General features: G+C 49.4%; 11 protein-coding genes. 2 read left to right on the top strand and 9 right to left on the bottom strand.

Annotated features, from left to right (window positions below; translation table 11 throughout):
• Positions 1-24 precede the first annotated feature (24 nt).
• The 7 genes from AC4EHJ_RS11420 to AC4EHJ_RS11390 form a co-directional block, all read right to left on the bottom strand.
• Positions 25-1,665, bottom strand: coding sequence for a glycoside hydrolase family 13 protein (locus AC4EHJ_RS11420; protein WP_490975748.1), 1,641 nt, complete (start codon positions 1,663-1,665; stop codon positions 25-27).
• Positions 1,666-1,677: 12 nt separating this feature from the next.
• Complete coding sequence (locus AC4EHJ_RS11415) at positions 1,678-2,697, bottom strand: LacI family DNA-binding transcriptional regulator (RefSeq protein ID WP_490975747.1); 1,020 nt, start codon at positions 2,695-2,697, stop codon at positions 1,678-1,680.
• A 13-nt stretch (positions 2,698-2,710) separates the two neighbouring features.
• Positions 2,711-3,526, bottom strand: coding sequence for a carbohydrate ABC transporter permease (locus AC4EHJ_RS11410; protein WP_490975746.1), 816 nt, complete (start codon positions 3,524-3,526; stop codon positions 2,711-2,713).
• Positions 3,526-4,386 carry a carbohydrate ABC transporter permease gene (locus AC4EHJ_RS11405; protein WP_490975745.1) on the bottom strand — a complete coding sequence of 287 codons (861 nt, stop codon included), beginning with the start codon at positions 4,384-4,386 and terminating at the stop codon, positions 3,526-3,528. The genes AC4EHJ_RS11410 and AC4EHJ_RS11405 overlap by 1 nt, the downstream gene beginning before the upstream one ends.
• A 114-nt stretch (positions 4,387-4,500) precedes the next feature.
• Complete coding sequence (locus AC4EHJ_RS11400; RefSeq protein ID WP_490975744.1) at positions 4,501-5,811, bottom strand: ABC transporter substrate-binding protein; 1,311 nt, start codon at positions 5,809-5,811, stop codon at positions 4,501-4,503.
• Positions 5,812-6,052: 241 nt separating this feature from the next.
• Positions 6,053-6,925, bottom strand: a complete 873-nt coding sequence (locus AC4EHJ_RS11395) for an ROK family protein (protein ID WP_490975743.1) — start codon at positions 6,923-6,925, stop codon at positions 6,053-6,055.
• Between the two features lie 25 nt (positions 6,926-6,950).
• Entirely contained in the window at positions 6,951-8,543 is a 1,593-nt protein-coding gene (locus AC4EHJ_RS11390; protein ID WP_490975742.1) for a glycoside hydrolase family 13 protein, read from the bottom strand.
• Between the two features lie 270 nt (positions 8,544-8,813).
• Between AC4EHJ_RS11390 and AC4EHJ_RS11385 the strand changes: the two genes are divergently transcribed.
• Positions 8,814-9,395, top strand: a complete 582-nt coding sequence (locus AC4EHJ_RS11385; RefSeq protein WP_490975741.1) for a biotin transporter BioY — start codon at positions 8,814-8,816, stop codon at positions 9,393-9,395.
• Between the two features lie 54 nt (positions 9,396-9,449).
• On the opposite strand, the gene AC4EHJ_RS11380 is transcribed toward AC4EHJ_RS11385, so the two are convergent.
• Positions 9,450-10,925, bottom strand: coding sequence for a protein adenylyltransferase SelO (locus AC4EHJ_RS11380; protein WP_490975740.1), 1,476 nt, complete (start codon positions 10,923-10,925; stop codon positions 9,450-9,452).
• 212 nt (positions 10,926-11,137) lie between these two features.
• Positions 11,138-11,677: an MEDS domain-containing protein gene (locus AC4EHJ_RS11375; protein WP_490975739.1), complete on the bottom strand. Its 540-nt coding sequence runs from the start codon at positions 11,675-11,677 to the stop codon at positions 11,138-11,140.
• Positions 11,678-11,883: 206 nt separating this feature from the next.
• Between AC4EHJ_RS11375 and AC4EHJ_RS11370 the strand changes: the two genes are divergently transcribed.
• Positions 11,884-12,774, top strand: a complete 891-nt coding sequence (locus AC4EHJ_RS11370; protein ID WP_490975738.1) for a PucR family transcriptional regulator — start codon at positions 11,884-11,886, stop codon at positions 12,772-12,774.
• Positions 12,775-12,795: the final 21 nt, after the last annotated feature.

Raw genomic sequence — 12,795 nt, 5'->3', positions numbered from 1 at the left:
CCCCATCATTCGTCAACACTCTATTTATCTGTCGGTGTATGAATCTTTAGGAATCTTGTAAACCCGCGCTTCATATGGAAGCAATTGCGCCAAGTCGATGTCTTGGTAATTTGCCAAAAGCAGCGTCGAGCCTTCAGGCGCAGCGCCGCAAAGACAGGCGTGCTGGGCAAGATTCGCCACGATAAGCACTTTTTCATCCCCGTATTCGCGCGTATAGGCAAATACGGCTTCGTGGCCCATCTCCACCAGCTTATACTCGCCGTAGACGAAGACGTCCATATTCTTGCGCAGCCAGATCATCTGTTTATAAAAGGCCAGCACCGAATGCGGATCGTCTTCCTGCGCTTCAACATTCAGCCATTGGTAATTCGGATTAAGTCCGAGCCAAGGCTTGCACGTCGAGAAGCCGGCGTGAAGACTATTGTTCCATTGCATCGGCGTCCGTGAATGGTCGCGGCTTGTCGAACGCAGCAGCGTCATGATCGCCTCGTGCTCCATGCCGGTTTCTTTTTTGTGGAAATACAGGTTATGTGTGTGAATATCATTAAAATGCTCCAACTCTTCAAACGGCGCGTTTGACATGCCGATTTCCTGCCCCTGGTAGATGAACGGCGTGCCTTGCATGAAGAAATACATGCAGCCTAATGCCGTCGCGCTTTCACGCCAGAACAAATGTTCATTCCCCCAAGTCGAAACGACGCGCGGCTTGTCATGATTTTCGATGAATAATGCATTCCAGCCGACACCGTTCACTTTTTCCTGCCATTTGCTGAGCACTTGCTTCAGCTCGGGTACGTTGACGCCGTTGCGCACTTCGACGTTCCACAAACCGATGTCCTCGAATTGGAAGATCATATTGAATTTGCCATTTTCCGCACTAACCCAATCGTGAATTTCATCCACCGATACGCCGTTCGCTTCACCGACGGTCATGATGTCGTGCTGTCCGAACGTTTCGTCGTATAATTCCTGCAGCAGCGGCTGGATGCCGTCGACATTCATCATTTTCTCCCATGCAGGCACAAACAAATGGCCTTCTCCGTCCTCAACATTCGTGTAGTCTTTTTTAATGTGGCTGATGGCATCGACGCGGAATCCATCGATTCCTCTCGCAATCCACCAATTGACCATTTTATAGAGTTCTTTGCGGACTTCCGGGTTTTCCCAATTCAAGTCAGGCTGCTTTTTCGAGAAGATGTGCAAATAATACTGCCCTGTCTTTTCGTCGTATTCCCAAGCCGGCCCGCCGAAAATGCTTTCCCAGTTCAACGGTTCGTCGCGCCAAATATACCAGTCGCGCTTCGGATTGTCACGCGATGAACGCGATTCCAAAAACCACGGATGCTCGTCGCTCGTATGGTTGATCACCAGATCGATGATCAGCTTCATGCCGCGCGCGTGCACTTCTTCCATCAGGCGTTCGAAATCTTCCATCGTGCCGAATTCTTCCAAAATTGACTGGTAGTCGCTGATGTCGTAGCCGTTATCGTCATTCGGTGAGTCGTACATGGGACAAACCCAAATCACATCGATGCCAAGTTCTTTCAAGTAATCTAATTTGCTCGTGATGCCGTTAATATCGCCAAGGCCATTGCCGTCAGAATCCATGAAACTGCGCGGATAGACTTGGTAGACGACCGCTTCTTTCCACCATTTTTTATCCATATCCGATCCCTCTCAAAGACGACGGCAAGATCCCCTTTCAATCAGTCGGGAAGGAACTACGACTTGTTTCGGAGGCACCGTTTCGTCCGTTATTTTCTCTAATACCAATTCCGCTGCATGCAGCCCCAGATCGTAAATCGAAATATCCACTGTGCTGAGCGGCGGCTTCAAATGCCTTGAAATGGCATGGTTGTTAAAACCGATGATGGAGACGTCTTCAGGTACGCTGATTTCCAGATCCTCGAGATAGCCGATCACTTCGTACGCCACCATGTCATCGTGCGTTACAATTGCCGTCGGCGGGACTTCGAGCGCCATCAGCCGGCGGATTGATTCGCGTTCGTTGCCGTGCATAAATTCCTGATTGACCGTATACGCCGCATCAAACGGGATGCCATGTTCGCCGAGCGCCAGCTTATAGCCTTCCAGCCGGTCGAGCGATACAACGAAATCATCCGCGCCGCCGACAAACGCGATATGCCGGTGGCCGAGGCCGATCAAGTATTCGACCGCCTCTTTGGCGTTATTGATGTTGTCGTTGTCAACATAGGAAACGGCGCATGGATCTTTGAACGGCCGCCCGACTACTGCGAACGGAATGCCGCTTTGGCGCAGATACTCCATGACCGGATCGTCGATTTTCGAGTACAGCAGAAGGATGCCGTCCACCCGTTTGCCTTGCGCCATTTCGACGACTTCGCGATAAATTTCTTCCTGCGTGGCACCAGTCGACAAATACAAGCCGTACTGGCTGCCATGCGCCCGTGTCGAGATGCCGCGCAGCACTTCCGGGAAGAAAGGATTTTGAAACGCCAATGTAGCCGAGTTTTCCATGATGACGCCGAGCGTCTGGCTCTTTTTCGCCACCAAGTTCCGGGCCTGGAAATTCGGGTAATAGCCCATAATTTCCATCACTTCCCGCACCTTCTCTTTCGTCTTGCCAGTGATCCGCGGATTATCGGCTATCACCCGGGACACGGTGGCCGGTGACACTCCGGCCCGTTTTGCAACGTCTTTGATCGTGACTGCCATTTTACCGTCCCCCTTATTTTACTGCCCCATCCGATACCCCTTTGATGATTTCGCGCTGTGCGAAGAAGTAGAAGATGATGACGGGGACGATAGCGAGCGTCAATCCCGCGAGCGCCAAATGCCATTGCTTCGTGTATTCTCCGAAGAAGAAGAACATCTTCAGCGGAATCGTTTCGCTTCCCGGTGTGTTGATGACGAGCGACGGCAGCAAATAATCGTTCCAGATCCAGATGATGTTAAGGATCGCCACCGTTACCGTAATCGGCTTAAGGATCGGGAAGATGATGTGCCAGAACACTTGCCAGCGGTTCGCTCCGTCAATTGTCGCCGCTTCATCAAGTGAACGCGGGATATTGTTCAGCGCTCCGTGGTACAGGAAAATGGAAAGGCTTGCGCCGAATCCGAGATACATGAAGATCAAGCCGCCGCGGTTCAGCATTTCGAACTTGCCGAATACTGTCACGAGCGGAATCATCACGGATTGGAACGGGATCAACATCGCTGCAACGAATGTGAAAAACAGTACGGTGCTGAGCCTGCTCTTAGCGCGCGACAACGCATAAGCCGCCATGGCCGAGAAGACGATGATCAAAACCACGCTGACGACGGTGATTAATAATGAATTGAACAGCGTGCGCATGAAATCGAGCTCCTCGAAAGCGGTGATGTAATTATCAAAGCTCCATGCTTCCGGAGGGCGAATCGTATCCATGAAAATTTCTTTTTTCGATTTGAACGAGTTGACGAACATCAGGTAAAACGGCACCAGCCACAAGATCGCAAGGAACAGCCCGAGGACTTCCAGTTTGATATTCCACTTTTTCCGCATTACATTTCGACCTCCTTGCGTTTATTCAAATACACTTGCACAAGGGCGATAATCGCAACGATCACAAAGAAGATGACGGCTTTCGCCTGAGCGTAGGCAAAGGCATTCTGCATGAACGCCGTCTTGAAAATTTCCATTGCGACCATTTCAGTCGAATTGTAAGGTCCGCCGCCTGTCAGCGACAAGTTTTGGTCGTACAGCTTGAACGTATTGGACAGCGTCAGGAACATGCTGACCGTGAACGCAGGAGCAACGAGCGGAAAAACGACATAACGGAAACGCTGGAACGATGATGCCCCGTCTATTTCAGAAGCCTCCAACAGCTCTTTTGGCATCCCTTCCAAATAAGCGATGTAGATGACCATTATGTAACCTGCCATCTGCCAGCTCATCAAAATGACCAAGCCCCAGAAACCGGTGTCCGTCGTGGACAGCCAGCCCTGCAAACTTTCCATTCCGATGATTTCGCCGACACTGGCGAATACTTTGATGAAGATGAATTGCCAGATGAAACCCAAGATCAATCCGCCGATCAAGTTCGGCATGAAGAACGTCGTGCGCAATAATTTGCTTGAGCGGACGCGTCCTGTAACGAGCAGCGCCAGCGACAAACCGATCAAGTTGATCAAGATGACCGATACGATCGAGAACTTTGTTGTGAACCAAAGCGAATCCATGAAACGCTGGTCATTGAACAAGTCGATGTAGTTTTGGAATCCGACGAATTCCCCCGTGTCGATGCCGTTCCAAGTGGTGAATGAATAATAGACGCCTAGAAGCATCGGAACGACGACAACTAACGTAAGCGCCAGCAAAACCGGGGCAAGAAACAACCAATAGGATAAATCTTTTGTACGCATACAGACATCTTTCCTTCCTTAAATTATACCGCGAAAGCCCTAGTAACAAAACAAAGTAGCACGGAGGCTACTTTGTTTTACCACTCAAATTATGAAAATTGACGCTATTCCGACTTATTTAGCCCGGTCTGTTTCCCAAGCTTTTTTAGCTGAATCAATAACTTCTTCCCAGCTAGCTTCTTCGCTTAGGTATTTCTGAATATTAGCTCCAAGTTCGTCCTGTCCCCATCCAGTCGGATAGCCCATGAATACCCATCCGATTGTGTTGCCTGACTCGGAAGCGTCATAGATTGCTTTTGACATTGGATCAGAGATTTTCGAAGTATCATAGCCTTCGTAAGCAGGGATGAATTTGAAGTCTTCCAATACAGCTGTTTTACCTGCATCGGATGTGTAGAGCCAGTCCAAGAATTCTTTCGATTCTTTGACGACATTTTCGTCAGCTTTTTTGTTTACGCCCCAGTACATCGGCACGCCAACTGGCAAGCCAGCATTTTCAACGCCTTCTACAGGGATCGGCATAAGGCCGACGCCGTTGTCAGCAAGTTCAGGATCGATGCCAGCGATTGAGCCGTAAGCCCAGTTTCCTTGCTGGATGATCGCAACGCGCTCAAGCGAGAACAATTCTTCTACTTGTTGAGAGTAGTCAAGGCTTACTGTTGGCTGTTTTGAGTATTCGTTCTGCAAATCAACGATTTTCTTGAAACCGTCAGCGTATTTGAAGTCGACTGTTTTTGCGTCGAATGCTGTCAATACGTTGTTGTCGAATTCAGGAGCAAGGAATGTGTTTGACAAGTGAAGTCCTGTAACCCACGTTTCTTTGCCTGGGAAAGCGAATACCGATTCAAGTCCAAGTTCTTCTTTTTTCGAATCCAATGTTTTCACAGCTTCTTCAAGCGATGCGAAATCAGTGATCGATGCAGGATCGATTCCCGCTTCTTCGAATAGGCGAGTGTTGTAGATGAAACCGTACCCTTCTTGGTTATAAGGAAGTCCAAGAACTTCAGACTCAACCGTTACGCCTTCAAGCGTGCCTTCAAGAGCTGCCCCTGCTGCTGCTGTGTCCGCCAAGTCAGACAAATTGTCTTTCCAGTCTGCAACATCCTGGGGTCCGCCGATGTTGAAGATTGCTGGTTCGTTGCCTGATGCAAAGCGTGAACGTAGCGCCGCGCCGTAATCTTCTCCGCCGCCGACAGTCGTGATTTCAATATTGACGTTCGGGTTCTCTTTTTCGTAAAGCGCCACTACGTCTTCAAACTGGTCTTTGAATTCCACTTTGAATTGGAAGATGTCAACGGTCACTTCTTCTTCTCCGCCGCCTTCAGATCCTGAAGCGTTTTCTTCCCCACTATTGCATCCTGCCAAAACTGCTGCTGATAGCATCAATGATGCTACAAGCCCCTTGCTGAACTTTAAATCCTTCATCAGTAAATCCCCCTTTAGAATGTCGTGCAATCGTTTGCACAAAGTAGCAAATAAAAAGCGGAAACGGTCTAGAAAGCGTTTCCAGTTATTAATTATTAAAATCATAACACCGTGAAAACGTTTGCACAAGATGTAATTTTGAAAAAATTCCAAGTTTTTTAGGACACTTAGAACTGTTTGATAAAAAAAACAGGATCGACTTTTCGCCGCTCCTGCCTCCACTTTATTTAAAGTCGTCCTTTTAATGCTCGAACACCAACAGCGCGGCACCTAAAATGCCGGCGTCGTTTTCAAATCGTGCCACTTCTATCTCCAAAGGATTCAACAGCACTGGTTTCAGCTGTTGTTGGAGCGAATCCATCCACAAGTCCGCAGCTTCTGAAACGCCGCCGCCGATGATGACCATTTCCATGTCGAATGCTGCTTGCAGGCTGCTGATGACGAGCGCCAAGTCCAAAGTGAATTCTTCCACGACTTGCTTTGCTGCCGGATCTGTCCCTGCGTTTTCAAAAAGCTCCGGCGGTGTGATTGCTAGCCCCGCTTCTTTGATGCGGCGGCGCAGCGCTGTGCCGGATACATACATTTCGCTGCAGCCCAAGCGGCCGCATGCGCATTTTACGCCATTCGGATAAAGGATCATATGCCCAAGCTCAGCCGCTCCGCCATGCGGACCGCCGCTTAGTAGTTTACCGTCCCACAGTACGCCACCGCCAAGGCCGGTGCCGAGCGTCAATACGACCACACGGTCAAGCCCTTGCGCAGCCCCGAACTTCGCTTCCGCGAGCGCCACGACGTTTGCATCATTTTCTACTTCGACGCGTTTGCCCGTCGCTCCTTCGAGCCATTCCTTAACCGGGGTGCCGGTCCAGCCCGGAAGTGTTTCTGCAGCGTAGATGACTTTCCCTTGCTTCGGATCGACGAAGCCGTGCGTGCCGACGCCAATTGCGCTGATGTCCGGTCGCAGAGCCAGGACGCGCAGGACGTTCTCTTCCAGATACGGGTATAACGGAATGCGGGTAGGAATCTGTTCTTCGTATAAAATCTTGCCGCCGGCGTCAATGACGCCCATGCGGATTTTTGTGCCGCCAATGTCAATGCCTAATACGTTTTCCATAGTTCCTCCTGTTAAAGCTGTTTTTTTATTGCTTATAATAAACGATTGCTTCGTACGGTTTGAGCAGAACATCGCCTTCGCCAAGATGCAGCGCGTAATTTCCGATCAGCCTTTCGCCTGCCGGACGCGCAGCTGATTTCGTGTTTTCCGAGAAATTGCAGTAGACAGTCAGCTTTTCATCCTGCCACCTGCGTGTATAGGCGAATACGTCGCTGTCTTCACGGTACAGCAATTCAAAATCGCCGTGAGTGATGATGTCCATTTCTTTGCGGAAGCCGATCAGTTTTTTGTAATACTGATAAATCGAATCCGGATCGGTATGCTGCAAGGCATTGATTTCTGTGAAATTCGGATTGACTTTCAGCCACGGCGTGCCAGTCGTAAATCCGCCGTTCGGCTCAGCCGACCATTGCATCGGCGTCCGCGCGTTGTCACGGCCTTTGGCATGGATTTTCACCAGGATGTCGTCATGCGGAACTCCGGCTTCGCGTTTTTCTTTGTACATGTTCAAGGTTTCGATGTCTTCATAATCATCGATCGACTCAAAGCGCACATTCGTCATACCGAGTTCTTCGCCTTGGTAGATATAAGGCGTCCCTTGCATGAAATGCAGGCAAGTCGCGAGCATCTTTGCCGATTCAACACGCCAGTCCGTGTCTTCGCCAAAACGCGAAACGATGCGCGGCTGGTCGTGGTTGTTCCAGTATAAACTGTTCCAGCCTTCATCGTGCAAGCCGTGCTGCCATTTTTCCATATTCTCTTTCAAGTCGGTCAAGCGCAGCGGCTTCAAATCCCATTTTTCGCCGGATGCCTGGTCAAGCCCCATATGCTCGAACGTGAAAATCATATTCAATTCCCTGTTTTTTGCGGTGGTATAATCGCGCGCTTCTTTCGGCGTTGTGCCCGGCGTTTCGCCGACTGTGACGATGTCATATTTCGACAGCACTCTGTTGTTCATTTCTTTCAAGTATGTATGGACGTTCGGCCCGTTCAGGAATTGATGGCTGCCATCGCCACCCGGTGCGTCGTGCATGTCCGGCACTTTGGAAATCATATTGATGACGTCCATGCGGAAACCGTCCACACCTTTGTCGAGCCACCAGCGCATCATTTCATAGACCGTCTCGCGCAATTCCGGATTGTCCCAATTCAAATCCGGCTGCTTTTTCGAAAACAAATGCAAATAATACTGGCCTCGCTCTTTTTGGTATTCCCAAACCGAGCCGCTGAAGAATGAACGCCAGTTTGTTGGCTCGTCACGCCATATGTAGAAATCCGGATGATTCTTGAACCATTCGTGTTCGTCCGAAGTGTGATTGACGACGAGATCCATGACCAGTTTCATGCCGCGCGCATGGATTTCCGCCAGCAATTCGTCGAAATCCGCCATCGTGCCGAACTCTTGCATGATTTTATAATAATCGCGGATGTCGTAGCCGTTGTCGTCGTTTGGCGAATCATAGATTGGCGACAGCCAGAGAATGTCTACGCCAAGTCCGTGCAGGTAATCTAGTTTCTGGATGATGCCGCGGATATCGCCGACTCCATCCCCATCCGAGTCCATAAAGCTTCGCGGATAGATTTGGTAAACGGTCGACTTTTTCCACCATTCTGTCATAAAGTTTCCTCTTTTCTAGTAAGTGAATATTATTCTAACATCATACATGAATTTGCTGAATTGCCCACTATATTATTTGAACAAATGATTTTAAATGTCGATATTCCGCAAAACAGCCAAAGCGACCGGAGCGATGTATAAAAGCTAGCTCCTAATTTCAACTTAAAGAATTCACCTAAATATATTTGTGTTAACTATAATTAAATTTAGGTTGACTCAAAATATATGCTTACTTATACTTAGTTTATCTTGAGCTTTTGGAGGGACCTAATGACTACGACAACAACACGCACGGCCAATCATTCGAAGACTTTGAACTTAGTACATATCGCCATGTTTTCCGCGCTGATGGCAATCGGCGCAAACATCTCTTCTTTCTTGATCATCGGCGGCGTGCCGATCACGCTGCAGACATTCTTCGCCATTTTGGCTGGCCTCCTGCTGGGCAGCCGCATGGGCGCAATTTCAATGGTCGTCTATGCCTTCATCGGCCTCGCTGGCGTCCCGGTATTTGCAGGATTTTCAGGCGGCATGGACACATTGATCAGCCCAACTTTCGGGTTTATCGTATCCTTCGTCTTTATCGCGCTGGCAGCCGGGTTGATTGCTGAGAAATTCCCGTCGCGCAAAGGCTTCGTAGTTGCAGCGCTTGTCGGGCTAGTTGTCAATTACGTTATCGGCACAAACTGGATGTACGCGGCTTATAAGCTATGGTTCGCTGCACCAGAAGGCTTTACGTACAAGATGGCGTGGGCTTGGATGATGGTGCCGCTGCCAAAAGATATTATTCTTTCCGTGCTCGCAGGATTTTTCGGCTACCGCCTAAAACCGATTATCCAACGCTTCAAATAAAACACGAAAACGGCCGGCCCTTAAAAATGGGGCCGGCCGTTTTTTAAAATTGTGTCATGTACCGCAAAAAGTTTTGTAAGGGTTGTCCGGGTCTGCCGGAGGTTCGGTGTATGGCTGGTGCTCACGCTTGTGGGCGTAAGGCTCTGCCAACGCTTCGAGCAGCCGCTCCATGACGCTGTAATCGCCCTTTTGGACCGCCGCATCGAGTGCTTCTTCGACGCGGTGGTTGCGCGGAATGACGGCTGGGTTGCTGTTTTTCATGAGCTCATGTACCTCTTCGACCGATTGCGGTTGACGGCTCAACCGCTCTTGCCATGCTTTGTTCCACTCATTGAATGGGCGTGTGCCGGCCAAAACGGTTTCGGCAATGGTCCCGAACGTCAGCGCGCGGAACGTATTGGTATAGTCAGCACTCGCTTCTTTCATGACCTCAAGCCATTGACGGATGAGCTGTCCGTCTTCGGGCTCTTCTGTGAAGAGCCCGATTTTCCGGCGCATCTCGTCCAGCCAATTTGCCTGGTAGGCTTCGATAAAGCCTTCGAGCGCCTGCTGGGCAATTTCGATTGCTTCTTCTTGATTGCTGCTGATCAGCGGCAGCAGGGTTTCAGCGAAACGCGCGAGGTTCCAGCCGGTAATCTGCGGCTGGTTTCCATATGCGTAGCGCCCGCCTTCGTCGATTGAGCTGAAGACGGTTGCCGGGTCGTAGCGGTCCATGAAAGCGCACGGACCGTAGTCGATGCTTTCGCCGCTAATCGTCATATTATCGGTATTCATGACGCCATGGATAAAGCCAACCGCCATCCATTTCGCAACGAGTGCCGCTTGGCGCTTCGCCACTTCCTGCAAGAACGCCAAGTATTTATTGTCTGCGTATTTGAGTTCTGGATAATGGCGGCCGATGGCGTAATCGGCGAGCGCTTTGCGGTCTTCGATTTCGCCTTTATAAGCCGCGAACTGGAATGTGCCGAAGCGCAGGTGGCTTGCCGCCACACGTGTCAGAACTGCGCCTGGCAGATAGGTTTCGCGTGTAATTTCTTCACCGGTGGAAACAACAGCGAGACTGCGTGAGGTCGGGATGCCGAGCGCGTACATCGCTTCACTGATGATGAATTCGCGTAGCATCGGCCCGAGCGCAGCACGGCCGTCGCCGCCGCGGGAATATGGCGTCCGCCCTGAGCCTTTCAGCTGGATGTCAAAACGCGCGCCTTGCGGTGTCAACTGTTCGCCGAGCAGGACTGCGCGCCCGTCGCCGAGGATATTGAAGTTGCCGAATTGATGTCCGGCATAGGCTTGCGCAAGAGGCGCCGCGCCTTCTGGAATTTGGTTGCCGGCGAGCATCGCTATCCCTTCTTCCGTCTTAAGCGCCTCGCTATTTAAACCGAGCTCCGCTGCCAGCGTGTCATTAAAGGCTGCCAGCTCTGGCGAACGCACGGGCCATGGTTTCAACTGGGTATAGAACATGTTCGGAAGCTGGGCATAACTGTTTTCCAACTTCCATCCAAAACCGGTTATTTGCTTGTTGTCAGCCATAAAATCTTCCTTCCTTTATAGTTCATTTGTTCCTTCTACTATACCTTTTCCGCCTGCCGATCGCTCGTCTGGAGGTCCGAAAAATCCTACTGCCTGAAGGCATTCCAGGGAATAAAAAAACCGCCGAGGTTTCTCGGCAGCGTTGAAAACGTTCCGATTCCTCGGAGCGTGCGTGGCTATTGATTTCAAGCTTTTGTTGATACATACAGCTCCTAGACAGTTATGTCCTCTTCGACCAGGACATACGGATGTCTTTCCAGCAGCATCGTTTGGATGTTTTCAGGCATCGATTTGCTTGCGTAAGCGTATATCAATGGGAACTGCAATTCCTTCGCCGCGACATCGATGATTTTTTCAAAATCCTTTATCAGGTGTATAGGATCTTCCATTGTCTCCCACTCCACATGCGCCCAAGAGCGGAAAGTTGCCTCTTTTTCTAAATAAGGTTCGACCGTTTTTTCAAAATACGCCTGAATTGCAGGCGGATGATAGCTGCCGCTTGAGTAGTAAAAATCGTAGCTTTTTACAAAATAGATAAAATCCATTTGTGCTTTTGTAAGCTGGGTCTTTAATTCAGCTTGGATCTTTGGAGACAAGCGGGGATTTTCAATCAGGATGACGTAATCCCCTGCTTCAACGCCATGCTTAGCATAAGCTACGACTTGATCGATGTACTTTTGAGTTCCTTCATACGAATACAGCACATGGACATCTCGCCTTTCGTCAAACAACTTGAGCATGTTATTGTTCATATTATCACCCCTATAACAGTTTAATAATGTTCCATAAAAATTTTCATAGAATGATTATACATAAAAAGGAAACACATGTCCTTTTTCAGCTGCTTCAGCTTGTAGTGCCTCTTCCATCCCGCTGTGATTTTTGCGGTATAATAAATGAATTAAGGGCCGCCATGGCAGTTTCCCGTTCTTATAAATTGTATGAAATGAGGTATTCGATGATCAGCCAATTGAGTAAAATCTACCCTTCGCTCCAAGTCCACCGGCAAGGCGCTCCAGCTGCCGATCCAGCTTATAAATGGTTTTCCGCAGAAGACGGCCTCATTGTTGGCATCCATGAAACGGAACTTGCCCCAAAAGATTTATCGCTGCTCGCGGCATTCCTGACTCCTTACAATCCGAAGTTTCCGGTCCAAACGGACGAAGAATCAAGATGGCTTGCTCTGGTGAAACCTTCCGCGCAAGGCGATGCAAATGGATTCGCTTTGAATTCACCTTACCGTTTCGTCCATTTCTCGATTAAGGAAAAGCAAATTAGCCCGACCTCCTTCAAACACGCAATCCATGATTTTTTCGCCCAACAAGTGCCGATTTTGTGGGAAAATGACCATCAGGGCATACTGGTTGAATATTTGGCCGCAGAAGATGGCGCCATTTCCTATGAAGAAATTATCGATCCCTTGATGAGCGATTTGTACATCAAGATCCAGTTTTTCGTTGGCCCTTTCCATGACAGTCTAGATGAGGCCGCTGACCATTACCGGGCAGTGACGGATGCAGCGAAGACAGCCGTTCTTTATTCCAATAAAGCGGTCATCAGCTATGCAGACGCAGTACCGTATTTATTGATCAATCAGGCACAGGAACCGCTGCTAAGCGACATCAAAAGGAGCGTTTTGCAGGCATACCAGGACGATGAAGAAACCTTAAAAATGATCGAAACCTTTGTCCGCAATAATTTAAATATCTCGGAGACATCTAAAGCACTGCACATGCACCGCAATAGCCTGCAATACCGGCTTGATCGCTTCCACGACAACACCGGCATCGACGTCCGCAAGTTCCACCAAGCCATGGCTGTTTATCTGGCGATTTTAATCCAAAAGTAAAAGTGCACAAAAAAGCGCTTT

This window comes from Planococcus sp. TJ-301, from assembly GCF_058268475.1.
Note: the sequence above shows the minus strand (reverse complement) of the source record. Positions and strands in the feature narration are given on the sequence as shown.